Source organism: Myroides injenensis M09-0166 (assembly GCF_000246945.1).
GTDB classification, from domain to species: domain Bacteria; phylum Bacteroidota; class Bacteroidia; order Flavobacteriales; family Flavobacteriaceae; genus Flavobacterium; species Flavobacterium injenense.
Map to the genome: position 1 here is coordinate 1 of NZ_BAEX01000038.1, position 24,180 is coordinate 24,180.

Annotated in this window: 24 protein-coding genes, 1 tRNA gene, 1 pseudogene and 1 riboswitch; of the genes and pseudogenes, 14 read left to right on the top strand and 12 right to left on the bottom strand. The window is 29.7% G+C overall.

What is annotated here, in order from left to right:
• Nucleotides 1–148 precede the first annotated feature (148 nt).
• A tRNA-Asp gene (locus tag RH98_RS07740) sits at nucleotides 149–225 on the top strand.
• A gap of 175 nt (nucleotides 226–400) precedes the next feature.
• Here RH98_RS07740 and RH98_RS07745 read toward each other — a convergent pair.
• Nucleotides 401–880 (bottom strand): hypothetical protein, encoded by a 480-nt coding sequence (locus RH98_RS07745; RefSeq protein WP_010252713.1) that lies wholly within the window; start codon nucleotides 878–880, stop codon nucleotides 401–403.
• Nucleotides 881–928: 48 nt separating this feature from the next.
• On the opposite strand from RH98_RS07745, the gene RH98_RS07750 reads away from it, so the two are divergent.
• The gene (locus RH98_RS07750; protein WP_010252716.1) at nucleotides 929–1,429 is read left to right on the top strand and encodes a DUF456 domain-containing protein; all 501 of its coding nucleotides are present in this window, start codon (nucleotides 929–931) and stop codon (nucleotides 1,427–1,429) included.
• On the opposite strand, the gene RH98_RS07755 is transcribed toward RH98_RS07750, so the two are convergent.
• Nucleotides 1,401–2,285, bottom strand: a complete 885-nt coding sequence (locus tag RH98_RS07755; RefSeq protein WP_010252718.1) for a DMT family transporter — start codon at nucleotides 2,283–2,285, stop codon at nucleotides 1,401–1,403. The genes RH98_RS07750 and RH98_RS07755 overlap by 29 nt on opposite strands.
• 192 nt (nucleotides 2,286–2,477) lie before the next feature.
• Here RH98_RS07755 and RH98_RS07760 point away from each other — a divergent pair, with 192 nt between their 5' ends.
• The 6 genes from RH98_RS07760 to RH98_RS07785 all read left to right on the top strand — a co-directional run bounded on the left by RH98_RS07760 (nucleotide 2,478) and on the right by RH98_RS07785 (nucleotide 10,050).
• Nucleotides 2,478–2,930, top strand: coding sequence for a MepB family protein (locus RH98_RS07760; protein ID WP_010252720.1), 453 nt, complete (start codon nucleotides 2,478–2,480; stop codon nucleotides 2,928–2,930).
• Nucleotides 2,931–2,992: 62 nt separating this feature from the next.
• Nucleotides 2,993–3,172: riboswitch (cobalamin riboswitch) on the top strand.
• A 98-nt stretch (nucleotides 3,173–3,270) separates the two neighbouring features.
• The gene (locus RH98_RS07765; protein WP_010252722.1) at nucleotides 3,271–5,340 is read left to right on the top strand and encodes a TonB-dependent receptor; all 2,070 of its coding nucleotides are present in this window, start codon (nucleotides 3,271–3,273) and stop codon (nucleotides 5,338–5,340) included.
• Complete coding sequence (locus RH98_RS07770) at nucleotides 5,337–6,473, top strand: YncE family protein (protein ID WP_026038801.1); 1,137 nt, start codon at nucleotides 5,337–5,339, stop codon at nucleotides 6,471–6,473. The genes RH98_RS07765 and RH98_RS07770 overlap by 4 nt, the downstream gene beginning before the upstream one ends.
• A 22-nt stretch (nucleotides 6,474–6,495) precedes the next feature.
• Entirely contained in the window at nucleotides 6,496–7,530 is a 1,035-nt protein-coding gene (locus RH98_RS07775; protein WP_010252726.1) for a hypothetical protein, read from the top strand.
• 15 nt (nucleotides 7,531–7,545) lie between these two features.
• Entirely contained in the window at nucleotides 7,546–8,643 is a 1,098-nt protein-coding gene (locus tag RH98_RS07780; RefSeq protein ID WP_010252730.1) for a DUF4465 domain-containing protein, read from the top strand.
• A 315-nt stretch (nucleotides 8,644–8,958) separates the two neighbouring features.
• Complete coding sequence (locus RH98_RS07785) at nucleotides 8,959–10,050, top strand: DUF4465 domain-containing protein (RefSeq protein WP_010252733.1); 1,092 nt, start codon at nucleotides 8,959–8,961, stop codon at nucleotides 10,048–10,050.
• A 43-nt stretch (nucleotides 10,051–10,093) separates the two neighbouring features.
• Here RH98_RS07785 and RH98_RS07790 read toward each other — a convergent pair whose 3' ends face one another.
• A complete protein-coding gene (locus tag RH98_RS07790; protein WP_026038802.1) occupies nucleotides 10,094–11,047 on the bottom strand; it encodes a hypothetical protein in 954 nt (317 codons plus the stop codon).
• A gap of 58 nt (nucleotides 11,048–11,105) precedes the next feature.
• Here RH98_RS07790 and ruvC point away from each other — a divergent pair, with 58 nt between their 5' ends.
• From ruvC to RH98_RS07810, 4 genes are read left to right on the top strand one after another with little or no spacing between them, the layout of a single operon-like run.
• A complete protein-coding gene (gene ruvC / locus RH98_RS07795; protein WP_010252740.1) occupies nucleotides 11,106–11,666 on the top strand; it encodes a crossover junction endodeoxyribonuclease RuvC in 561 nt (186 codons plus the stop codon).
• Nucleotides 11,666–12,799 carry a radical SAM family heme chaperone HemW gene (gene hemW, locus RH98_RS07800; protein WP_010252743.1) on the top strand — a complete coding sequence of 378 codons (1,134 nt, stop codon included), beginning with the start codon at nucleotides 11,666–11,668 and terminating at the stop codon, nucleotides 12,797–12,799. Before ruvC ends, hemW begins: the two co-directional genes overlap by 1 nt.
• 4 nt (nucleotides 12,800–12,803) lie before the next feature.
• Complete coding sequence (locus RH98_RS07805) at nucleotides 12,804–13,571, top strand: cyclase family protein (RefSeq protein WP_010252746.1); 768 nt, start codon at nucleotides 12,804–12,806, stop codon at nucleotides 13,569–13,571.
• Between the two features lie 2 nt (nucleotides 13,572–13,573).
• Nucleotides 13,574–13,942: an MmcQ/YjbR family DNA-binding protein gene (locus tag RH98_RS07810; protein WP_010252749.1), complete on the top strand. Its 369-nt coding sequence runs from the start codon at nucleotides 13,574–13,576 to the stop codon at nucleotides 13,940–13,942.
• A 21-nt stretch (nucleotides 13,943–13,963) separates the two neighbouring features.
• Here RH98_RS07810 and RH98_RS07815 read toward each other — a convergent pair whose 3' ends face one another.
• Complete coding sequence (locus RH98_RS07815) at nucleotides 13,964–15,502, bottom strand: RagB/SusD family nutrient uptake outer membrane protein (RefSeq protein WP_010252752.1); 1,539 nt, start codon at nucleotides 15,500–15,502, stop codon at nucleotides 13,964–13,966.
• Nucleotides 15,503–15,524: 22 nt separating this feature from the next.
• Entirely contained in the window at nucleotides 15,525–18,755 is a 3,231-nt protein-coding gene (locus tag RH98_RS07820; protein ID WP_010252755.1) for a SusC/RagA family TonB-linked outer membrane protein, read from the bottom strand.
• A 282-nt stretch (nucleotides 18,756–19,037) separates the two neighbouring features.
• Between RH98_RS07820 and RH98_RS15445 the strand changes: the two genes are divergently transcribed.
• On the top strand, nucleotides 19,038–19,214 hold the full coding sequence (locus RH98_RS15445) for an MmcQ/YjbR family DNA-binding protein (RefSeq protein WP_081498620.1): 177 nt from the start codon (nucleotides 19,038–19,040) through the stop codon (nucleotides 19,212–19,214).
• 28 nt (nucleotides 19,215–19,242) lie between these two features.
• On the opposite strand, the gene RH98_RS07825 is transcribed toward RH98_RS15445, so the two are convergent.
• The 7 genes and pseudogenes from RH98_RS07825 to RH98_RS15225 all read right to left on the bottom strand — a co-directional run bounded on the left by RH98_RS07825 (nucleotide 19,243) and on the right by RH98_RS15225 (nucleotide 23,591).
• A complete protein-coding gene (locus RH98_RS07825; protein ID WP_010252758.1) occupies nucleotides 19,243–19,656 on the bottom strand; it encodes a hypothetical protein in 414 nt (137 codons plus the stop codon).
• A gap of 132 nt (nucleotides 19,657–19,788) precedes the next feature.
• Nucleotides 19,789–20,991, bottom strand: a complete 1,203-nt coding sequence (locus RH98_RS07830) for a M56 family metallopeptidase (RefSeq protein ID WP_010252761.1) — start codon at nucleotides 20,989–20,991, stop codon at nucleotides 19,789–19,791.
• A 5-nt stretch (nucleotides 20,992–20,996) separates the two neighbouring features.
• Nucleotides 20,997–21,363 (bottom strand): annotated as a pseudogene (locus tag RH98_RS07835) (BlaI/MecI/CopY family transcriptional regulator).
• Nucleotides 21,356–21,784, bottom strand: a complete 429-nt coding sequence (locus RH98_RS07840) for a hypothetical protein (protein WP_010252767.1) — start codon at nucleotides 21,782–21,784, stop codon at nucleotides 21,356–21,358. The pseudogene RH98_RS07835 and the gene RH98_RS07840 overlap by 8 nt, the downstream one beginning before the upstream one ends.
• A gap of 254 nt (nucleotides 21,785–22,038) precedes the next feature.
• A complete protein-coding gene (locus RH98_RS07845) occupies nucleotides 22,039–22,443 on the bottom strand; it encodes a nuclear transport factor 2 family protein (protein WP_010252770.1) in 405 nt (134 codons plus the stop codon).
• 41 nt (nucleotides 22,444–22,484) lie between these two features.
• A complete protein-coding gene (locus RH98_RS07850; protein WP_010252772.1) occupies nucleotides 22,485–23,066 on the bottom strand; it encodes a TetR/AcrR family transcriptional regulator in 582 nt (193 codons plus the stop codon).
• Nucleotides 23,067–23,132: 66 nt separating this feature from the next.
• Complete coding sequence (locus RH98_RS15225; protein WP_010252775.1) at nucleotides 23,133–23,591, bottom strand: hypothetical protein; 459 nt, start codon at nucleotides 23,589–23,591, stop codon at nucleotides 23,133–23,135.
• 168 nt (nucleotides 23,592–23,759) lie between these two features.
• Between RH98_RS15225 and RH98_RS07860 the strand changes: the two genes are divergently transcribed.
• Nucleotides 23,760–24,152, top strand: a complete 393-nt coding sequence (locus RH98_RS07860) for a hypothetical protein (RefSeq protein ID WP_010252777.1) — start codon at nucleotides 23,760–23,762, stop codon at nucleotides 24,150–24,152.
• Nucleotides 24,153–24,180 lie beyond the last annotated feature (28 nt).

A 24,180-nucleotide genomic window follows, 5' to 3' on the forward strand; every position in this document is an offset into this window, starting at 1 on the left:
ATAAGCATCTCTAATAAAAAAGAGATGCTTGTTGATCTAAAGCGATAAAAGAAACAAGAGAAAGTTTAAACTTTCAGAAAACATTAAAAAATAGTTTGATTTCTTTAAAAAAGTATTATCTTTGTCATCGTAATGAAAATTAAAAACTGGTTTGGTAGTTCAGTTGGTTAGAATACATGCCTGTCACGCATGGGGTCGCGGGTTCGAGTCCCGTCCAGACCGCCAGTAAAAGAAAGCCTCTCACTGAGTTGAGAGGCTTTTTTTGCCCTCTAATAATTTTTAAAAAGAGGGGTAAAATTTAGTTGTGTTGTTAAGTGCGTAAGCACTAAGGTTTAGTAGTTAGACCAATGAAAAGCTTTCCTAGTGCGGGAGAGCTTTTTTGTTTTTAATACAGTTTGTATTATTGTTTTATTAATATTACTGGAATTATAAATTCTGATGTGACAGGAATCCCTCTTTTGGTTGCAGGAAGAATAGTGGGAAAGTCTTTCTCTTTTGACTTTAATAGACTATCAATGCTTATACTCTGAGCATATAAACTATCAGGAGTTTCGTAAATCTTAAATTTTACTACTGCATTGGCTTGAACAGTAACCATTACTTTTACAGTATTTATATGTTTAAATTGACCTTTTAAAGTGTCAGCATATAAACGTTCTTGTAGTTGAGTGGTGATAAAAGCGAAAAAGCAATCTTTTTGTTCTTGAATACCTTGAACTGTGTCACAATGAGGTGTGCTAGGATAAGTATCTACTTTTGACCAATCTATTTTGTTGAGCTCTTCTTGTAGTAATTGATCTTGATTTGGCAATTGTTTTGCGCCAAACTCACATGAGGTTACTAGAAAAGATAGAAAGATAATTTGTAGTATCTTATTCATAATGATTAAAATCGTACTTTTAATTATCAAAAATACGAAAAAAATCGAATGGAATATTTTCTATTATTATTGTGCCTCATTTTATTAGTGATTGGAGTAGTAGGAAGTGTGTTACCAGGACTTCCTGGGTTACCTATGAGTTGGTTGGGGTTATTCAGTTTGACCTTTATTGATGGTATTCATATTAGTCCTTATATTTTATGGAGTTCATTATTGTTTACTATTGTTGTCTCAGTATTAGATTATGTTATACCTGCCCAAGGGACTAAGAGGTTTGGAGGAACGTCTTATGGCGTATGGGGCACAAATATTGGTTTAGTGGTAGGAATTATAGTACCAATTCCTTTTGGCTTTATTCTCGGTCCTTTTCTTGGAGCATTATTAGGTGAATTACTATTTGACCGTAATGATATAAAACGAGCATTTAAAGCAGCAATAGGCTCTTTTATTGGTTTTTTAGTCTCTACTTTTATGAAGATAATTGTAAGTGTAGTTTTCTTAATTTTTGGTTGTTATTATATTATAACAAATTTTTCGGTTTGGTTTTAAGTAGAGGTTTATTGTAGAAGGTTATGCTGATACCAAATAAGATGATTATGCCACCTATTATCATTTGTATGGTTATCTCTTCATGTAAAAATAACCAAGCTAATAATGCAGCAATTAGTGCCTGGCTTAAGAGGCTAAGAGAAACTCTGGTAGCACGCATATGCTTAGTTGCATAGCTAATTAGAAAACATGCTAATAGTTGACAAATAATTCCTTGTACTATTAGTGTTAGCCAACCTGCATTTGAGAAACCTAGAAAGTTTGATTTGTAAAATATATTTATCAAAGCTAAATACAAAGATGAAATTACTAAGCTATAAGTCATAAAAGGCACTACGCCAACATGATCTAAAACTTTTTTGCTTAATAAAATATAACAAGCATATAGTATTCCCGACAATATGCCTAAAGCAAAAGCTAGATCAAATGAGAAGTTTATAAACACATCTACTCCCATTAGAATCACCATTCCTATTAATGCGAATACAGTGCCTATCCAAAAATTTGTAGTAGGTTTTGTTTCAAGAAAAAAATAGCTCCCTATTCCCACCCATACTGGTGCTAAGTTTGTCAGTAATGTTGCTTGAGTTGCTGTAGATCCTTGAATAGCAATATTCCAGACTGCTATATCGGAACCAAAACAAATGCCACATAGTGTTATTAATAACATGGTTTTGGTATCATAAACCTTTAACTGTTTAGTCAGTAGTGCATATGGCAATACAAAAACTGCTGCAATTGCCATGCGATAGAATGCTGATATTAATCCAGGTGTTAGGTTTAGTTTTACTAAAACAGGAAAAATTGAAATACAGAGTATTCCAATAAATAATGCTATTCTTGGTTTTGAAAACATCGTTTAGGTTCATTTATGAATTACAAAGTAACTAAAAGCTTTGGTATAAAATGAGTAAGTACTAATAAAGTTATCTTTTGCTAATAGTTATAAAAACCTTTAGTTTCTTTCGGACTATATTTAATTATTTAGCTAGTAGTAATTATATTTTTACATATCGTCTTTTATCTTTGCAAAAAACATATGTTATTAATGGATGAAGTAATTTTACCTCTCACAACTATTCTTTTTGGTGCTACGCAAGAAGAGATTTTTTGTGATTACAGGGTTTTTAGTGAAGTAAATGATTATAAAGCGTGCAAGTTTTCGTTGGGAGATAAAAGAGTTATTTATCGTGAAGCTAAAATTACACCTAAAGAAGTTGGTTTGTTCGTTGCAATTTGGAAGAGAAATGCTTTAGGTGTTACTCAGCCTTATGAAAAGAGTGACTGCTTTGATTATTTAGTCATTAAAGTGGAGGAAAATGGACAAAAAGGTTTATTTGTCTTTTCTAAAGAGAGATTAGTTAAGTTAGGGATGATAAGTACAGAATTTAAAGAAGGTAAAAGAGGTGTAAGAGTTTATCCTTCTTGGGTAGTACCTCAAAATAAGCAAGCTTTAACTACACAAAAAAAACAAATATCATCGTTTTATATATTAGAATAGTAGTAATTAGTCTCTTGATTATATGAATGTTAAAAATATATTAATGATGTATTTTTATCTATATTTGTAGGGTTCACATTGGTTTATTTTTTAATAATTAATAGGGAATTAGGTGAAAATCCTAAACAGACCCGCTGCTGTAAGCTCATAATAAAATTGTTAAACCTAGTTGTCCACTAGTTAATGGGAAGGACGTTTAATAATGAGTAAGTCAGAATACCTGCCAAGGTGAATTATATTTGATGTTTTTCGGGGTATAAGAACGCAAATGCTATTCTTCATTTATTAAATGGTTAAATGCGTTTGTACTTCATAAACATTAGATAATTAACCAAAAACTATGAAATTTAGAGTATTCTTATTTACGCTAGCAATATTATTTTATGCAATGCAAATTTCGCATGCGCAGCAAAGTAAAGATTCAATTACAATATTAAAAGAGATTGTAGTTGAGAAAGATGTTTTTAAAGATTTAATTCCCGTTCAGACATTACAAGGAGAACAATTACAAAGGTTGAATAGCCACAATGTGGCTGATGCTTTGCGTTATTTTTCAGGGGTGAAGATTAAGGACTATGGAGGTATGGGAGGTTTAAAAACTATTGATGTCAGAAATATGGGGACTCATCATGTAGGTGTTTTCTATAATGGTATTCAAGTAGGGAATGCTCAAAATGGGATAGTTGATCTTGGTAAGTTTTCGTTAGATAATATCGAAGCAGTTCAACTTTACAACGGTCAGAGAAGTGCAATTTTTCAGTCAGCAAAAGAATATTCATCCGCGTCAACTGTTTATATTCAAACTAAGAAACCAGTGTTTAAGGATGGAAAAAACTTAAATGTCTTTGGTAAATATAAAGCTGGATCTATACAGCTAACAAATCCTTCTGCTCGTATTGAATATAAAGTAAGTGAGTCAATAAGTACTAGTTTTAGTGCTGAGTATATGCATTCAAATGGTAGATATAAGTTTCGACAAAAAAGACATAATCTTAATGGAACGATTGCTTACGATACTGTAGGGCATCGATTGAATAGCGACATAGAAGCTTATCGCATAGAAAATGCTTGGTACGGAAAGGATGATAAAAATATATGGAATGTGAATTTATATTATTATCAATCAGATAGAGGATTGCCAGGAGCTGTTATCAAGAAAAGTGATGAGACATTGGCGACTGAGAATATTAATGAGGGCCAAGGAGATAAGAATATTATGTTGCAAGGGGAGTGGACTCATTATGTGAATAATAGCTATCAATTTTTGATAAAGGGAAAATATGCTTATGATTTGATGCATTATAAGTCAAGAAAGACTGTAGATTTCGTAGGAGAAGAAGTTACTTATAATCCGCAGTTTGACAATACTTTTTATCAACAGGATTGGTATGTTTCTGCGGCACATTTATATAAGATATCTCCGATTTGGGAAGTGTCTCTTGCAACAGACTTACAGTATAATAAACTTAATGCTACTAGAAAAGGACAAGGTACTTTGTTTTCATATCCTGAGCGCTATACTTTTTTAACTTCATTTGCTACTTCTCTAAATTTGAAAAAAGTAAAAATACAAGGAAATGTATTGGGAACTTTTACTCAAGAAAAAGTAAGAAATAACTTTAAAGCACCTAATCGTTCTGAATGGGCACCTTCGCTCTTTTTAAGCTATAAGCCATTTGAAAAAGAAGATTTTGTTTTACATGCTTTTTATAAATATATTTTTAGGTTACCAACTTTTAATGATTTGTATTACACACAATTAGGAACATCTAATTTAAGACCAGAAATATCAAGACAGTATAACCTTGGATTTAATTACAGAAAAGATTTAGAGTCATTATATTTTAAAGAAATTCATCTTTCGGTAGAATCTTATTATGCAGATATTACGGATAAAATTATAGCTTCTCCTACTTCAAGCATGATGAGATGGATGATGACAAATTTAGGGAAGGTTGAGAATTATGGAATTGAAACATCACTTGGAGCTACAATAAATTTAGTAAAAGATCTAAGTTTAGGTGTAAATCTTACTTATGAATATACTGTTGCAAAAGATAAAAGTTTGACTCCTTATGGCAAAACATCTTATTATGGAGATCAAATTCCTTATGCACCTTGGAATTCAGGATCATCTATTGTTGAACTTAATTATAAAGATTGGGGAATTAATTATAGTTTCATCTATGTAGGAGAGAGATATAATGGTAATAAGAATAATATAAAGAGAAATGAAATACAACCTTGGTATACGCATGATATTTCCTTGCAAAAAGATTTTATTTGGAGAAAATATAAGTTTAGAGCATTAGTAGAGGCTAATAATTTGGCTAATCAGTATTATGAGATTGTAACTAATTTTCCAATGCCAGGACGTAATTTTCGCTTCACTTTAAGTTTTGAGTTATGATAAGGAGATTAATAATATATGTTTTAGTATTCATTTGTTTTTTTACAAGTTGTAGAAAAGATGAAATGATATTTGTTTCTGATAGTTCTAATGTGTCTATTCCTACCAATCCGAGTAATTACAGAGGTTTTTACCTTCTAAATGAGGGAAATATGGGAATGAATAGAGCTTCTATTGATATGTTTGATTACGAATCAGGAGTTTATACTAGAGATATTTTTTCAGAGAAAAATCCAAATATTACAAAGGAACTTGGTGATGTTGGAAATGATATTAAGATTTATGGAAGTAAAGTATATGCAACTATCAATGTTTCCAACTTTGTAGAAGTATTCGATGTAGAAACAGGAAAACATATAAAACAGATTCATGTTCCAAATTGTAGATATTTAGCATTTAGAGATGGTAAGGCTTATGTTAGTTCTTATTCTGGTAAGGTTGAAATAGATCCCAATGCAGAGATTGGATTTGTAGCCGAGATTGATACTCTTTCATTAGAAGTTACTCGAAGAGTGATAGTAGGTTATCAGCCAGAAGAGATGGTTGTTAAAGGCAATAAGCTTTATGTAGCAAATTCAGGAGGATATCGTGTGCCTAATTATGATACTACGGTATCAGTAGTTGATTTGAATTCATTTGAAGAGATAAAGAAGATAGATGTTGCTATAAATTTACATCGTATGCAGATCGATAGTAAAGGAGATATCTATGTTAGTTCAAGAGGAGATTATTATAATGAAGAACCCAATCTATATGTAATTGATTCTAATAAAGATGAAGTTATTAAGAAGTTAAACATACCTGTAAGTAATATGACTATTGATGATGATAAGCTTTATTATTATGCGACAGCTTATAAACATGAGACAGGACAAAATACAATTAGTTACGGTGCTTTAAATACTTTGACAAAAGAAGTAATTACAGATCATATTATTACAGATGGAACTGAGAAACAAATTTTAATTCCTTATGGCATTGCTGTCAATCCAGAGACAAAAGAAATATTTATGACGGATGCACAAGATTATGTGGGAACAGGGTTTGTCTATTGTTTTAGCCCAGAAGGAAAATTGAAGTGGAAAACTACGGGTGGGAATATACCAGCACATTTTGCATTTATACGAAAATAACTAATAACCAAATAACTAAAATATGAATAAAAGTAATTTAAAACTAGGAGTAGTGTCCCTGTTATGTTTGAGCTCTATATTTTTATATAGTTGCTCATCTAGTGATGATAATGAAGAAATAATTGACATACCTGAAGAGCCTAGTATTAGTTATGATTATAGTGATGTAACTAAGGTATTTGATTTTAAACCAGCAGTAGGACAGTTTGTAAATGAATTACCTAAATATGAAGATGGAGATACACAGGAAATAATGAACAAGAAAGCACTTAAAGCAATTTCTGGTAAAAAACCATCTTTAGTTAGTTTAGGAGGTTTTGGTGGATATATTGTAGTAGGCTTTGATGAAACTATAAAAAATATTGATGGTAGAAGAGATTTTAAAGTTTTAGGAAATGCATTTTGGGCAGAGGGGAATCCTAATCCAAATGCACCAGGTAGAGGGGGCAGTTGTGAACCAGGAGTTATAATGGTTGCTTACGATAAAAATAAAAATGGTTTACCCGATGAAGATGAATGGTTTGAAATAGCTGGAAGTGAGCATTCTAATCCTAAAACAATTAAAAACTATGAAATTACTTTTCATAGACCAGATACAAATAAGATACCTGTAGAAGATCCAAGTGTTGGTTGGGCTACAGATTTAGAGTATATATATTGGGAAGATAATCAAGGGAATAAAGGATGGAAACCTAAAAATTCTTCTCATCAACAAAGCTATTTTCCCGAATGGATAAAGACGGAAGAAGTTTCTTTTAAGGGAACATTATTACCTAATAATGCAATAGATGAAAGTGAAAAAGGAAATTATTGGGTATTATATAGTTTTGAATATGGCTATGCAGATAATGCACCTAATAGTGATGATGAATCAGCTATAGATATTAATTGGGCAGTAGATAGAAATGGCAATAAAGTAAGTTTACCAGGTGTAGATTTTGTTAAAGTATATACAGGCGTGAATCAAGAGGCTGGTTGGTTAGGTGAAACCTCTACTGAAGTATCAGGAATAATTGATTTACATAAAGCAGGTATTACTATAAAGACTAGAAATTAATTAACTAAATAATTTATGAAAAAAAGTATATACAATTATGGGAAGTTATTCTTATTAGGAATTGCGATAGTAACTTCATCGACATTTACTAGTTGCTCAAGCGATGATAATGTTCCATATTCAATTCCAATAATAAAAGATCAGGATCAGATTAAAGTTATTGCAAAGGAATCATTTACAATAGATCCTAAAATAGAAGAACAAGATGCAAAATATATTTGGTATCAAAATGATAATGTGATTTCAAATGAAAGAATATTACACCATACAATTAATGTAATAGGCGAATATAAAATTACATTGAAAGTTGTAACTCAAAAAAGCATTACTCTTTATAATTACAGTGTCTTAGTTGAAAAAAATATTGATTATAATTATATAACATTAGATCTTACAAATTTTGATTTGTCAGATGGCATAGAAACAACAGGAGGAAGAATATGGAAAGATACCTACAGTGAGGATATAGTTATAAAAAGTGGAATATTTGAATTTAATCATGTTGCATGGCCTGATATGTACACTTGGATGGGATTTACTGTTTCAAATAGTAATGATAATCAAAACCATTTTATTAGTGATGATGGTTGGATTCCTAATCAATGGGGAACTATGCCAAAAGGTGGTATAAAGGGGATGGGGACTCCTTTCTTAGTGTCATATGCGGATCACAAACCTAATGCTAAATTATTGCAACCTAACAAAGAGTTACAATTAGAACGTTTTTCTGCAGTTGTTAGATTAGATGATTCAGCTAGATATAAAGCAATAAGTACTTCTTTAGCAATAAGTCCGTGGCCATATTATGGGATATTAAATGGAGATTCTTTTGCTCGTAAATTTGAAGTAGGTGATTATTTCGCAATACATATATATGGGGTAGGAAAAGATAAAAAACTTACTAGTGAAAATCCTGTAACTCATTATTTTGTTGATTTTAGAAAAGGGATTAATGAAATTAATACAGGATGGAGTGATGTAGATTTAACTGCATTAGGCGAAGTGGAATATCTAGTATTCTTTTTAGAAACAACAGATGTTGGTGATTGGGGTGCAAATACAGCATTATATTTTACAATGGACGCCTTGACTGTTGATAAAATTGAAGATTAAATATTGAAAAGTAGTGGTTAATAAAAAAGGTTGGATAGTAATATCTGACCTTTTTTAGTTATAAGAATTATGTAAATAGGATGACTTTTTATGTCTTAAAAGAAGCAAAAATGCTTAGTAATTAAGGTTTTTTTAATCTTTAAATTTGTTTATTTATTTGACATTTTGTGTCTTTGTTTTTGTTGTTAAGTTAAAATAGGTGAATATTTAAAATATTGATTTATTTGTTAACATTAGGGATACTTTGGCATAAGTTTTTTTTAGTACTTTTGGCTAGTTAAAAAAACATAAAATATTCTATAAAAATCACTTGTAATGAAAAACAAATTTTTACGCTTTGGATGTATTCTATTCTTAGGCTTTGCACTTACGACAATCACAAGTTGTTCAAGCGATGACAATAGCGACTCAACAATTTACATTAAGGAATTTAAAAAAGAATCTTTAGCAAGAAACTCTTTTGAAATTAACCCTGAGATCTCAGCTGAAGGAACTACTTTTTCATGGTTTGATAATCAAACACAAAAAGTAATATCAACAGCACCAGTATTGAACTACGTGATTAATAATATAGGAAATAGAACTATCTCTTTAAAAACAGTTACAGGAGATAAAACAGAAATGTACCGTTACAATGTAACTACAAAGTATGGTACTGATCATAACATCCTTTCGTTAAAAGACATTCCTTTAACTATAGAGACCGTTGATGGGAAGATTTGGACTAATACATTTGTAGAGAATACATTTGTGGAGAATCTACCTTTTACATTTAGTCATATAGTTAGTACTTATGATGCAAATAAATATTGGAGCGGCTTTACTGTTTCAAATAGTACTGATAAAGCAGACCATAAAGAATTATTTTCTAAGAATATGTATGGTACTACTGCTAATAATATTAAAGTAAATTCTAAGACTAAAGAAGAAGAGGTTACACCATTTTTAGTTGTTTATTCTCAGGGGCTTCCAAAAGATATTAAGAAAGGTAGTAAGATTGATTTAACTCAAACAACTTCTGTAGTGAAGTTAGAAGATAAAGATGGTAAAAAGCTATTACCTATTACCGCTACTGTAGCGATGAGCCCTTATACATTTTATTCAGTATCTAATGGCGATCAGTTTGGTAAGAAATTTGGAAAAGGTGATTTTCTAAATTTATTAGTTTTTGGTTTAGATGAAAATGGAGTAGTATTAAATAATGAACCTATTACTCATAAGTTTGTTGATTTTACTCAAAAAGTAGATAAAATTAATAAAGAATGGTCTACTTTTAATTTAGAGAAAATTGGTGCTGCTAAATATTTAGTGTTCTATATGGATTCATCTGACAAAGGCGAATATGGAATAAATACCCCTCTTTATTTTACAATGAATGAATTGGTTGTATACCAAATGCCTAAATAATTAAGAGTATATAATAAAAGTAATGAAATAGTCTAGCTTCTTGCTAGGCTATTTTTTTAGAATCGTTTGTTTTGTAAATTAATACAAAGTAAGCACCTATACTTATTGGTAAGACAATATTTAGTAGCCAGATTAACGTAGCTACTAATGCTACTACCCATTGATTGACTCCTAGAGCTGTAAAAATAAACATAGCAATACTACCTTTAACTGCAAACTCTAAGAACTGGAAGTTTGGTAAAGAAGATGCTAATAGATATATTCCAGATATAGCACATAATAGTTCAAAATATGGTAGGTCAACACCAAAGAGATAATACAAAATTACGTATTGATGAGTAAATGAAAAATATCTAAAAAAAGCAAGTATTAAGTTCTTTCTATGTTTTTTTGCAGGAATTTCATTTATCATTTTGACAATAGATTGTAAGGAATAGCCTTTAATAGTTAAATGGCGTATTCCAAACAAAATACTTAAAATTGCTATAATTAGGGTATATAGAAATAATAGATACTTATTCGGAATTATTACATGAATTTGGTTCAGAATAGTAATACCTATTAGACCAAATATTATTGCATATATGACTTGAACTCCATTACAAACCATATTTAGGAAGATTACTCTACTAGTATCCTTTTTATCAAAATATAAAGCTTTACCCGCATATTCCCCTATCCCATTTGGAGTAAAAATTCCTAATGTCAATGCACTTAGTACCTGTTTAGTTGATTGTAGAATACTAATAGGTTTAATTAGAGATGCTAAATTCTGCCATTTCAATATTTCTATAAAACGATTAGAAAATGTTAAACAAATAAGTAAGAAGAGAGGGATATAATTTTTCTTTTCATTTAAAATTTCCACTAAAATATTAAAGTCTAAAGTGTCATCTTTTGAGAGTTGATTATAGACATAATAAAAAGCAGTACTCACAACTAATATTTTGATTAGAAGTACGAGGAATTGCTTAGTTTTGTCAGATAGAATTTTCATCATTGCAAAATAAGCTATTATTTTTTTGAGCAAGGTGATTTAAATGAAAAAATAACAATTGACAGTAGATAGAATCATACTAGGGATTGATCCAGGTACTACAATAATGGGGTTTGGAGTAATTAGAGTGGTAAATAAGAAAATGGAGTTTATTCAGCTTAATGAATTACTCCTATCTAAATATGAAGATAGATATACTCGTTTAAGGCTTATTTTTGAGCGTACAATGGAATTAATAGAAACGCATCATCCTGATGAGATAGCTATTGAAGCTCCTTTCTTTGGTAATAATAATCCTAAGGTGTTGTTAACGTTAGGTCGTGCGCAGGGAGTAGCAATGGCTGCTGCTTTATCACGTGATATTCCCGTAACGGAATATGAGCCTAAAAAGATAAAGATGGCTATTACCGGAAACGGAAATGCTAGTAAAGAGCAAGTAGCTAAAATGTTGCAACAAATATTACCAGGTTTTAAAGATTTACCTAAGAATTTGGATAGTACTGATGGTCTTGCCGCAGCAGTATGTCATTTTTTTAATAGTGGTAGAACAGTTGTGGGGAAAAGCTATTCAGGATGGGATGCTTTTGTTAAACAAAATGCTGATAGAGTTAAGAAGTAATGGCTGGTATTTATATTCATATTCCCTTTTGTAAACAGGCTTGTCATTATTGTGACTTTCATTTTTCTACTTCTTTAAAAAAGAAAGATGAGATGCTTTGTGCAATAAAGAAGGAGTTGTTGTTGCGTAAGGAGGAATTAAATAATGAAATTATTGAAACTATTTATTTTGGAGGTGGTACCCCTAGTATATTAGAGATGGAAGATATCAATGATTTAATTCAAACTGTATACGATTTATACGATATATGCGATGATCCAGAAATAACACTAGAAGCAAATCCAGATGATCTTGATAGTAATACAATATTAAAGTTAGCGCAATCTAAAGTGAATCGGCTAAGTATTGGGATACAATCATTCTATAATAAAGATCTTACTTTGATGAATCGTGCTCATAATGCAGATGAAGCAATCACTTGTTTAGAAGAAGTTATCCAACATTTTGATAATATATCGATAGATTTAATTTACGGAATTCCCGATATGAATAATGAACGTTGGTTATCTAATGTTCAAAAAGTTATTGATTTAGGCATACCTCACATATCATGCTATGCTTTGACGGTAGAAGAGAGAACTGCCTTAAATAAACTTATTAAAAAAGGTGTAATACCAAGCCCAGAGGAGGAAGTAGCTCATAGTCACTTTATGTTATTAATTGACAAGCTTCGCAAGGAGGGGTATATTCATTATGAACTTTCTAATTTTGCCAAACCTGGTTATTATTCTAAAAATAATTCTGCATATTGGTTAGGAAAAAAATATTTAGGTATTGGTCCTTCTTCACATAGTTTTGATGGTGTACATCGCAGTTGGAATATTGCCAATAACTCTCTCTATATAAAACAAATAGAACAAGATGTTGTACCTATAGAAATTGAATCTTTGACTATCTCAGATCGTTATAATGAATATATTATGACTGGGCTTCGTACAATGTGGGGTGTAGATTTGAGAAGAGTGGAAAAAGAGTTTGGAGTTGAGTTTTTTAATTATCTCAAGAAAGAATCACAACGGTTTTTACAAGATGAATTAATGTCTTTAGAGAATAATATTCTGACTATTACAGATAAAGGGAAATTTTTAAGTGATGGTATTGCATCTGATTTATTTTGGTTAGATTTGAAATAAAAGAGTGATTGCAACTATTTATTTAAATGAAAAAAACTATCAAATAGATTTTTCTAAGCCTATAGATATTTCTATTCCCTTAGCTAACTCAGATGCCAACCCTATAGCTTGGTATTTAGAAAAACCCGATATCTCACCAGTTATTATGGGGGATTGGATAGGAAAAGTAAGTGAAGGATCTTCTACTAATTTTAATAATATAAATTTTAATCCCCATGGTCATTGTACACATACTGAGTGCCTGGGACATATAACAAATGACTTTTATTGTATTAATGATATCCTTAGAGATTTTTTCTTTTTTGCACAGTTAGCAACTATATTACCTGAGGAACAAGAAAATGGTGATTACGTTATTACTGAAGAGCAAATAAGAGCAGTTTGGATAGAAAATAATCAGAAAGCTTTTATTATTCGTTCACTACCCAATAATATAGAAAAGAGGAATTGCAAATATTCTAATACTAATCCTCCTTATTTATCATATCTAGCTGCTAATTTTTTAAGAGAAAAGGGAGTTGAGCATTTATTGATTGATTTACCAAGTGTTGATAAAGAGAAAGATGGTGGAAAACTATTAGCTCATAAAGCTTTTTGGAATGTAAAAGATATTCTTAATTTAAATGTTGATGCAATGTTGAGTTCGACAATTACTGAGTTCATCTATGTACCCAATGAAGTTAATGATGGTTTTTATTTTTTGAATATACAAATTGCTTCGTTTGTTAATGATGCTTCTCCAAGTAAACCTATTTTATATCAAATTTTTTAATTATGGATATTCAGATTATCTATGAGTACTGTCTTAATAAAATTGGTACAACAGAAGAATTCCCTTTTGATCAAGAAACTCTGACTTTTAAAGTTGGTGGAAAAATATATCTACTTATTAATCTTATAAAATGGGAGCAAGGTAATTGCTTTGTAAATTTAAAATGTAATCCTAATCGAGCATTAGAGTTAAGAGAGGATTATAATGATATTCTACCCGCATATCATATGAATAAAAAACATTGGAATAGCGTCCATTTAAATGGAATGATAAAATGGGAGTTACTAAAAGAATTAATAGATCACTCTTATTATTTAGTTTATAGTATCTTACCCAAAAAGTTACAAGAAGAGATAAAAGGAAAAGGCTAGATTTTTATCTAGCCTTTTTAATTATATATTAGGGTTTTGTTCTTTTTCTTTTTTAGGGATGACATATGTCCACTTATTCGCTTGTTCAGGCGTGATTGTCTTAGAAAACTCCACAGGTACATTTCCTTGTTTTGTATAATCTTCTCTTACTAAATCGACGTTCCAACGTTTAAGGTCGAACCATGTAGAGCCTTCACCCCACAATTCAATTCCTCTATAAGTTCTTATTTCGTTAAAAAGATCTTGTCCTGTTTTTGCACAAGTATATGATTCATCTCTTTTTGTAGACGTATTTAATTGTACTAGAAGTTGTTGAGCATTAGTTGTGTTTCCTAAGAAATATTCAGCTTCAGCTTCAATTAGATACATTTCTGAAGCTCTAATATGTACTAAATTACCAACCCCAGGCATGTCACTAGCTCCAATTTTAAATTGCATATGAGCATAAATTTTACTAGCAGAGTTTATTTCAGGAAACAATTTACGTGCTTTTTTATCTAAATCAGATCCACCTTTTACTAAATCAGTTTCTTTATTATAATCATAATTTTCAGGATCTAAAAATAAACCTCTTCTGATATCGGTTTTTGGAATTTTTTCGAATAATTTTTTATTAATTCGTCTTGGATAGTTTTTAATTTGTCCAGCTGACGAGTTATATGCAAAATAAGAAAAGAAAGAATAAAAGTATAAAGTTTCGTCTGTTGCTCCAAAGCTACCCCAAATCCATTCCTTTGTAGGTGTGAAAAATCCTTTCTGATAATTTTCATTATCCATTAAAGCATATTTAGCTCTTGCATTTTTAGCATATTTAGCAGCATTGACGTAATCTTGTTTTGTTAAAGCAACTCTTGCAAATATCGCTTCAGCTACAGATTGATCAATTTCAAAAAAGTCACTTTCTTTTCTCTCATATTCTGCAACTTTAAATAAATTTATTGCTTCAGTCAAATCTTCATATATGAAATCATAAGCTTCTCCTAAAGTTGAAAGCGGTTGATTTTTATCACTAGTATTCTTTTTAAGAACAATTGCAGGAGTAGTTCCTTCATTAGAATCTACCCATCTGTTCCCATAAATTTGAGCTAGCATAAAATTCGAATATGCTCTATATGTTAATGCTTGAGCTTTAATAGTTGCTCTTTCTTTTTCTGGTCCTTTTGCGTTATCTATGCTATTTAAAACTAAATTTGCATTTGAAATTAATGAATAATAGTAATACCATGGATAATAATTTTCTCTTTGTTCATCATTACTATTATATGTCATTAAGATTTGTTTCTCTGAAGAAGCTCCTTTGGGTACTACTAAATTATCTCCTTGAAGTTCTCCATAATAAAGTTTTATTGTTCCTTCGCCATTATAGCCTTGTGCTTTTAAATGTTGAGAAGTCATTAATTTAGCTATTCCATTGATAGCCATTTTTGCATTTGTTGTAGTTTCGAATATTGTTTCTGGAGAAACTTTATTTGTAGGAGTAGTATCTAAGTAATCACTGCTACAAGATGCTAATGTTACTACCACAGCAATTGTTAAATATTTTTTGTATATAGATTTCATATATTTCTCTTTATTTTATTTATTAAAATCCTAAACTAAGACCTATTGTATAAGTTCTTGGGGTAACAAATGCATTATAGTTAGTACCATTAAATGCTTGTTGAGGATTCATACCTTTAAGTTTAGTGAACGTTGCTAAGTTTTCAATAGATCCATTAATATTAAATTTGGTTAATCCTAATTTAGAGATTAAACTCTGAGGCATGTTATAACTTAATGTGATATTTTTGATAGCTAGATAACTAGCGTCTTTTAAGAACCTATTTGATAGAGAAAGATTGTTTTCATCACTATAAAAGAAGTCAACAGCGGGATTAGCTCCATATAGAATTCTTTCATTTGATTTATTGTTCATATCATATGAGTTTAAAACGTCTTTATGTAAAGCTGAAGGAGTATCTCCTGCGTTCATTAAACTTCTATATGAATAGTCATATATTTTTCCACCTATACTATAAGTTACTAACCCAGATAGGGTAAAGTTTTTATAAGTTAAAGCAGTTGAAAAACTTCCATACATGTCTGGAATAGCACTGCCAGAAAATTCTTTTTTAGCATATGTTGCGTTTAGAGCATAGTAATTTCCATCAATTTCAATTATATCTTTATTTGTATCTGAGATAGTTTGTTTCCCCTCTTCTGCTTTGTTTACACTAAAGTTATTATTATCGAATACATATAGAGAGCGCCCAGTTTGTGAATCTACTCCAACATGTTGATATAAGTAGAATTCATAAATACTTTTTCCTTCAACATATTTTTTAGATCCATTGATATATCCATTCTCTCTATTTTCTTCTGGTAATCGTTTGATTTTGTTTTTCATCCAAGTTGCATTAAACCCAACATTCCAGGTTAAATCTGTTGTTTTAATAATATCAACATCAAAAGTTAATTCTAAACCTCTATTTGATATTTTTCCCATATTTACTGTAAGAATTGATTCTGCTGCTTCTGTGTTGGTTGACCCTTCAGATAGCGCTTCCTTTTTATCAAATAATAAGTTTTGTGATTCCTTATTAAAGTATTCAATAGTTATATTAGCTCTATTGAATATTCTTGTTTCTATTCCTAAATCTGTTGATGACGAAGTTTCCCATTTAAGATTTTTATTTCCATTTTGATCTTTATAGAAAGCTCCCATTCCTCCGTTTTTTTTCATAGTATACAGAGTTTGGTAAGCATATCTATCTGCACCAGTGTCGTTACCTACTTCACCATATGATGCGCGTAACTTTAATAAATTAATATCTTTAATCTTAAAGAAGTCCTCATTTGAAATTATCCAACCTCCACCAACTGACCAAAAATTCCCCCATCTATTATCTTTATGGAATTTTGAAGATCCATCACGTCTAAATGAGGTTTCAGCATAGTATTTATTTGAATAATTATATTTAAATCTTGTAAAATATCCTTCAGTTCTATAATTCTGGTCGTAGTCTGTTAAATTGATAGTTTCATTAAAGTTGACCCAATCAATCATTCCTTCTAGATTTTGTTTTCCTTTCATACCATACATATAATTATATGTCTCTGAATAGTTTTCATGTCCTGCTAAGGCTTCTATGTGATGTTCACCAAAACTTTTACTCCAATTTAAAAGTTGTTGCCCCATATAAGATTTATATCTATATGTAGTTCTTTTTGAACGACCATTATTTCCTGCTCCATCTCCTATTATTGCATTCTCATATTTTCTTTCTTCATTATTTCTTAAACTTAAGTCTCCTTTTATAGTAAATGTAAAATCTTCTAAAAACTTTATATCTGCGTAAAATTGACCGTTTACAGTCGTTCTAATATTTTCAAGTGTATTTAATTCATTTTCCCATGTTACATGTCTATCTACATATTGTTTTCTATTAGCACCATTGTCGAATATTTTATTACCATATTCGTCATATAGAAATTCACCAGTCGTTAAATCGTGTTTGTGTACAGAGTATATTGGTGCAATATTTCTAGCAAACATAAAAGGGTTTGTATAAGAACCATTATTATCTGCATCACCGTTTATTAAGTTTGATTCTTGATGTGAACCAGCTAGATTAGCTCCCAATTTTAACCAATTGTTAGCTTTGTAATCTGCATTAACCCTTGCTGTAAGTCGTTTAAAGTCTGTTTTTTTGATATATCCTTCATCATTAAGAAGACCAAGGGAGAAATAGGCACCTCCTTTATCATTTGCTACACGACCATTTAATACATAATCTTGTCTATAACCTGTTCTTTCTATATCTTTATACCAATCTAAATCACCTCTATAACCATTCATTATTGTCGCATTAGGATTTAGATTACCGTTATTATCAAATAATGATTCTCCTTCTGGTACTGAATAAATGTTTGTTCCTAGAATATTTGTAATTAGATTTTTATTTACATAATCTGCCGCTTCTTCAAATGAGTAATTCTTATTTGACATCATTGAGTTTCTGTAACCAGTCCACATAGTTTCCATAAAGTCATCTGGTCCTATTCGGTCATAATCTTTCATTCCTCTAACATAGATTCCTTGTTTTGCTGTAACATTTAGGAAGCTACTTCCTTTAGATGCTTTCTTTGTATTTATCATTATTACACCATTTGAAGCTCTAGCTCCATAAAGCGTTGATGCAGAAGCATCTTTTAAAACGGTGATACTTTCAATATCAGCTGGATTTAAATCTGATATGTTTCCAGGATATGGCGTTCCATCAACAACATAAAGAGGGGAGTTGCTCCCATTTATAGTTGTGAACCCTCTAATACGAACATCAGGCTCACTTCCAGGTTGTCCAGAGGTATTATTTATTTGAATTCCTGCAGCTGCCCCTTCTAAAGCTCCTACTGCATTTGATACGGGTCTATTTTCAATGATTTTTGCATCAATTGATGCAACTGCGCCAGTTAATGATTCTTTGGTAGCATTTCCATAGGCAATAACTACTAGGTCATCTAGAATTTCTCCTTCAGATTTTAAAATAGTTTTATAAAAACTTTTATTATCTATTGTTACATATGCTGTTTCGTGGAAGATATAGGAAACAATTAATACATCACCTATTTTAGCATTTAATGTATAAGAACCATTTTCATCAGTGCTAACTCCATAATCTGTATTTTGGATTAGTATTGTGGCTCCTATTAGAGGAATACCTTCTTCGTCAGTTACAGTTCCTGTAATTGACTTTTTTTGTTGCGCAAAAGAATTAATACCAATTAATAATACAAGTAATGGTATTAATTTTAGAGTAATTTTTTTAATCATATTTTAGGTTTATTTAAGATTTGCTAAAATAAACAAAATGCATTGTTAAAAAAATTAATAGGACAGTGTTCGATTTTTTTGTATTTTTTATTATAAAAACATAATGTTTAATTGTTTCGTAAATTTTATTGTATATTATTTGATTTTATAATTAATTGTAATGTTAATATTTTATTTAAAAACATATTGGTTTTTAGTGTATTTAGGAAGTAAAAGGTTGTTTTATGTTTTCTTATTTGATTGTCAGTTTAGTTTTAATGATAAATATGTTTAAGTTTATAAATAGAGTTAAGAGAGAATTATAATGATATTCTGCCCGCATATCATATGAATAAAAAACATTGGAATAGCGTCCATTTAAATGGAATTATAAAATGGGAATTACTAAAAGAATTGATAGATCACTCTTATTATTTAGTTTATAATAGCTTACCCAAAAATAGGAAGGATTCATTATAAAAAAGAATAATTCAACTCAATAGTTAATTTATTTCTTAGGAAAGACTGTTAGGGGTAATGTTACTTGAGATACAATTTTTTTGCCTTGATATATTGCAGGTTCCCATGAGTCAACAGTTACATCTTTAACTATACCCATTAATTCCATATTGATATTGTCAGGAAATAGGCTACGTGTAATTTCAGTTGCTTGTATTTCTCCTGATTCAGAAATAGTTAATTGAAAAACGATGTTGATGGGTACAGTAATATTTTCGTTTGGAAATTTTTTATGAAATAATTTTGAAAAATTAATAGCCAACTGATTTATTGCTATTCTCGAGTATGCTGGTTTGAAGTTTTTATTATCTGCATACGATATTGTATCTGTAGTCTTACATTCCAAATATTGATTACTTAGGAAAGAAGGTAGCCTATCTTTAATTTGAGCACTTACACTCATTATTAATAGCGCACTTACTATGAAAAAACTTAGTGTTTTTTTGATATTTTTGGTTAAAAATACAAAAAAGATAAATAAGTGTTACGAAAAACAGCAAGGAATTACATTAAGTAATTCCTTGCTGTTTTATTATTATTTAGAGCTATTATTGTCTGCATGGAGAGTGATTGGTAATGTATAATAACTTCTAACATTTTCTCCCTCTACTACTGCAGGGACCCATCTAGACATACTTGTTAGAGTTGAGGTTACTTGTGCTCCTATGTTATATCCAGGGTCTTTTAAGATATTTATATTTGAAAGTGATCCATCCTTTTCTACCACAAATTGTACTATTACTTTTATGTTATCATTTATATTAGTGGTTTCTGGTAAAATGAATTTAGTGACAAATTCATTTTGGAAAGCATTCATACCACCGGGATAAGTTGCATATTTTTCTGCAGCTGTATATATTTTTTCATGATTTGAATCATTGTATTTATGCTGTTCTTGTGCATTTACAGTTAATAAACCAATGCTGATAAAAAGCATACAAGATGTGGTAATGCCTAGTAAGTTTTTGTACGGACTGTTTTTCTTTGTAATCATAATAAAACGTTTTTTGGTTAGGTTAAAATTAAATGAACTTGTCAATGCTAGTTCATTCTGTTTATAGGTTTGGTGTAGTAATATTTGTAAGTAATCGTTTATTTCTTGTTTTGTGTCTATACTTGCATCATCTGCTAAAAACTCATGATTTAGTGCAATACATGTTTTATAGTTATAGAACAAAGGGTGAAACCAGAAGATAATTTTTAAGCATTCGATAAAGATGATGTCAAAACTGTGAAGTTGACTAATATGTGCTTTTTCATGTTTTACAATTTTGTTAGTTGATTTGTAATCAATTGTATTTGGTAGGTAAATTGTTTTTCCAAATGAGAATGCGTTGTCTAAATGATTTAGCAAGACATAAGAATATCCCTTATCTTTTATTAAAATGCCTTTTTGTTTTAACTTATTAAGTCTATAAAGTGAAATTATAAATCTAACTGCTGTTACAACCACACCTATAATGTAGACTATATATGCTATTTGCGTCCAGTTTATATTAGTCTTTTCTGATGTATTACTAGTAAAAATTTCAATTTCATTTAAGTTCGTATAGGTATTCGTTACTGTTGATAGTGTGACATTTGTTACCGTTATCAATGGAAATAGTAACCCTAAAATTAAGGTACCTAATAAGTAATATCTTTTGAAGTGATGCGCCTTGGTATCTTCTAATAAAAGTTTGTATAGAAGTAAAGCGATTGACAGTATAATTGTTATTTTGGTTAGGTATAATAGCATAGTAATTATTTTTTTAATTGATCATCTACTATCTTTTTTAGTTCTTCAAGCTCTTTTTTTTGTCATTTTACTTTTTTTAGTAAAGAAGGAGGCAAATGATAATGCTGAATTATCAAAGTAATTCTCAACAATATTATTAATGTGAGATTCAAAGTAATCTTCTTTATTAATAATTGGAAAGTATGCTCGAGAGTTTCCAAATGTCTTGTAATCTATAAATTTTTTATCTACTAGTCTTTTTAATAAAGTAGCTAGAGTTGTGGGGGCTGGTTTTGGATCATTATACTTATCTAATAAGTCCTTTGCAAATGCTTCTTTAAGTTCCCATATATACTCCATTAGTTGCTCTTCAGTTTGCGGTAGTTTAATCATTTTTTAATACAGTATGATGTGTTAATATTCCTTCTTTGTAATGTTTGACGTCAGTAAGTTTTTCTTTTTTATTGTATATAAACCAAGGTCCATAATAATAATAGTGAATCAGTTTATTTTTTTCTGTATATGCTATTTGACCTTTAATATGAATTTTTCCATTACTGTGATAATATAGGACAGAAGCAATAGTATCTCTAAATACTTCTTTTTTGAAAAGTCTTCCATTTTTTTTATATCTCCATGTTCCCTTCTGTAATCCAGATTTATTGTATCTCCCTTTTTCAATTATTGTTTCATGCTCATATTTAGTAACATATTTCCATTTACCAATATTCTCACCATTTAATTTTTGATTAATCTTACAGGAGGTCATACAGTATAGTACCATTAAACTAAGTATATAGATATATGATTTCATAATTCGACTATATTTGTAGTTCTTGTTCTACAAATATAGAACAAGAAGTGATATGAACAAATTAATTTTCACTTTTTTTATTTTGAAACAATTTGTTAAGTATATGGAATAAAGTAGTTATTATACAATTTTAGGTGGTGCTTGGTTATGATAGTTATTGCTTTTATTGATGTTTAATACAGATTATGATTTATTTTTTCACAATCGTATATAATGTAAAAAGGGATTAAATGTCAGCATTTAATCCCTTTTTACTATTTCATTGCTTCTGTAAGACCAAAACTATCTTCGAGCATTAAGTAATGGGTTATTAATCCATCTCTGACAATAAATTGAACGCTAAATGGGCTAGCAAATATTTTTCCAGTTTTCTTTATTCGCGAAGTTAGGTTACCTGTAACAAAAGCTTTATTATTACTAATAAATTTACCTGTTATATCAAATGTAAGAGGTTCTGTATATTGATATAAATCTTTATAAAAATCCGCTACTTCTTCTTTTGTATTTCTATCTTTAATCCACAGAGCGATTGAGGCATTACCAGGTATTCGCCATTCTATGTTGTCACTGAATAATTTTATATTCTCATTTGATTTACCTGTTGCTATGTTGTTATAGAAGATGTCTATGACTTCTTGAGTTGATTTTGTGTTATTCATATTATTTAATTAAAACGTTCGTTCCATTATAAGTTAAAAAATTAAGCCCTAAAAGAACTTAACATTAAATTGATCATATCTTTTACTTCTTGTATATTTTTTGACAGTAGATAATGTTCATAAATACCGCTAAAGCTGGATAAAATAAAGTTACTTAAAGTAGGAGTAGACAAGTCTTTCTTTAATTCGCCAGACTCTTTTGATTTATCTATTAATTCATTTAGTAGGTTGTGTAATACAACTCCATTTTGAATAATAAGATTTTTTATTTCTCTATCTGATGAACTTAATTCAGATATGCTTCTAACTATTAGGCAAGTTTTATTGTCTTTAATTGTTTGTAATATAATAGAATGAACCATTTTAGATAGTTTATCAAAAGGTGTTTGAGCCACTTGGTTTGAAGCTGCAATATATTGTGCCGTTTTTAATTTAGCATAGTTTTGTAAACACTCAATAAACAAATCTCGTTTATTTCCAAAAGTTGCATAGATACTACTTCTATTTAATTGAAGACGTTCAACAATGTCATTCATAGAGGTAACATTATATCCTTTTTCCCAAAATAGGTTTCTTGCTTCTTCTAGTTTTTCGTTATAGTCAAATTCTTTTATTCTTGCCATGGAACAAATATAATATATTAAACCATTCGTTTTAATATATTATATTGTTTAATTTAATAATCTGCTTTATTGAGATACCTCTATTTTTACATTTTCTGTGAAAGGATTGTAATCATTGCTAAGAGTGGATGATGAACAATGATTACAAGTATTTGTATAAGGATAGTTTTTTTTCTTTCTAAAAATGTAATAGTTATGCTCTATTCCATCATCAACTTTTCTAGTTATTATTCTATCTAAATTGTAATCTATACTATTCATATAATTAAAAATACCTATACGAGAATAGAACTCTAAGGGATTGCCATTGTTATCTGTAACAAGCATTTCTTTCTTGTTATTTGATAAGAGTTTAGTTGGCTGACCATAATCTATTAATAGATTTAATTTTGTACTTAACCCACGTGATGAAACTATTACTTCTAGGTATTCTGGATTATCTTTTAGAAAGTCTATGCCGTTTATTCTTTGTGCAAATGAAGTTGCTCCTAGCAAAAGAAGAAAAGTTGTTAATATAATTTTCATAAGTTTTAAAATTATAGTTGGAGTAAAAATAAGTTATTTGTCTTATAGAATCTTAAATTGAAACATCTTTATTACAAACCTTATAGTATTAACAATAATTTGAGTAATTATATTGCCTTAATCTAGTTTAATCTTCTATTTTTGAGATTGATTTCGAATATGGTTAAAATGAAAGCGTTAAAGAAAAATCTTTTTGTGCAATTACAATGTTATTTGTGGATAACTTTAATAGCTTTTTCTACAATAGGATGTTCTGCCAAAAAGAACTTTTTTCAAGCTTTTGAATTAAGTATAGAAACACCTATTAGTGGTAGTAAGGCGTTAGCTTTATCTTCATATCTATCAATCTGTGATGCCGAAGTTTTAGCGAAAAGTTCTACACAAGATAAATCTAGTATTGTAAAGACTTCTTTATTTTTAGATAATGATTTTAGATTAAAGCACAACTTATCTTTTATACCACAATCGTGCGTTTTTTTAGAAGACTATTTTTTAGAGTTAACGGGTACTTCACCGCCACTGTATTTAATGTTTAAAAAAATTAAAGTAGCTCTAGTGTAATTAAAGTTTAGAGAATGAAATAATATTC

What these genes read in the sequence shown, in the direction of transcription:
- RH98_RS07745 (WP_010252713.1), bottom strand. Translation starts at nt 880, where the DNA reads ATGAATAAGATACTACAAATTATCTTTCTATCTTTTCTAGTAACCTCA.
- RH98_RS07750 (WP_010252716.1), top strand. Translation starts at nt 929, where the DNA reads ATGGAATATTTTCTATTATTATTGTGCCTCATTTTATTAGTGATTGGA.
- RH98_RS07755 (WP_010252718.1), bottom strand. Translation starts at nt 2,285, where the DNA reads ATGTTTTCAAAACCAAGAATAGCATTATTTATTGGAATACTCTGTATT.
- RH98_RS07760 (WP_010252720.1), top strand. Translation starts at nt 2,478, where the DNA reads ATGGATGAAGTAATTTTACCTCTCACAACTATTCTTTTTGGTGCTACG.
- RH98_RS07765 (WP_010252722.1), top strand. Translation starts at nt 3,271, where the DNA reads ATGAAATTTAGAGTATTCTTATTTACGCTAGCAATATTATTTTATGCA.
- RH98_RS07770 (WP_026038801.1), top strand. Translation starts at nt 5,337, where the DNA reads ATGATAAGGAGATTAATAATATATGTTTTAGTATTCATTTGTTTTTTT.
- RH98_RS07775 (WP_010252726.1), top strand. Translation starts at nt 6,496, where the DNA reads ATGAATAAAAGTAATTTAAAACTAGGAGTAGTGTCCCTGTTATGTTTG.
- RH98_RS07780 (WP_010252730.1), top strand. Translation starts at nt 7,546, where the DNA reads ATGAAAAAAAGTATATACAATTATGGGAAGTTATTCTTATTAGGAATT.
- RH98_RS07785 (WP_010252733.1), top strand. Translation starts at nt 8,959, where the DNA reads ATGAAAAACAAATTTTTACGCTTTGGATGTATTCTATTCTTAGGCTTT.
- RH98_RS07790 (WP_026038802.1), bottom strand. Translation starts at nt 11,047, where the DNA reads ATGAAAATTCTATCTGACAAAACTAAGCAATTCCTCGTACTTCTAATC.
- hemW (WP_010252743.1), top strand. Translation starts at nt 11,666, where the DNA reads ATGGCTGGTATTTATATTCATATTCCCTTTTGTAAACAGGCTTGTCAT.
- RH98_RS07810 (WP_010252749.1), top strand. Translation starts at nt 13,574, where the DNA reads ATGGATATTCAGATTATCTATGAGTACTGTCTTAATAAAATTGGTACA.
- RH98_RS07815 (WP_010252752.1), bottom strand. Translation starts at nt 15,502, where the DNA reads ATGAAATCTATATACAAAAAATATTTAACAATTGCTGTGGTAGTAACA.
- RH98_RS07820 (WP_010252755.1), bottom strand. Translation starts at nt 18,755, where the DNA reads ATGATTAAAAAAATTACTCTAAAATTAATACCATTACTTGTATTATTA.
- RH98_RS07825 (WP_010252758.1), bottom strand. Translation starts at nt 19,656, where the DNA reads ATGAGTGTAAGTGCTCAAATTAAAGATAGGCTACCTTCTTTCCTAAGT.
- RH98_RS07830 (WP_010252761.1), bottom strand. Translation starts at nt 20,991, where the DNA reads ATGCTATTATACCTAACCAAAATAACAATTATACTGTCAATCGCTTTA.
- RH98_RS07840 (WP_010252767.1), bottom strand. Translation starts at nt 21,784, where the DNA reads ATGAAATCATATATCTATATACTTAGTTTAATGGTACTATACTGTATG.
- RH98_RS07845 (WP_010252770.1), bottom strand. Translation starts at nt 22,443, where the DNA reads ATGAATAACACAAAATCAACTCAAGAAGTCATAGACATCTTCTATAAC.
- RH98_RS07850 (WP_010252772.1), bottom strand. Translation starts at nt 23,066, where the DNA reads ATGGCAAGAATAAAAGAATTTGACTATAACGAAAAACTAGAAGAAGCA.
- RH98_RS15225 (WP_010252775.1), bottom strand. Translation starts at nt 23,591, where the DNA reads ATGAAAATTATATTAACAACTTTTCTTCTTTTGCTAGGAGCAACTTCA.
- RH98_RS07860 (WP_010252777.1), top strand. Translation starts at nt 23,760, where the DNA reads ATGAAAGCGTTAAAGAAAAATCTTTTTGTGCAATTACAATGTTATTTG.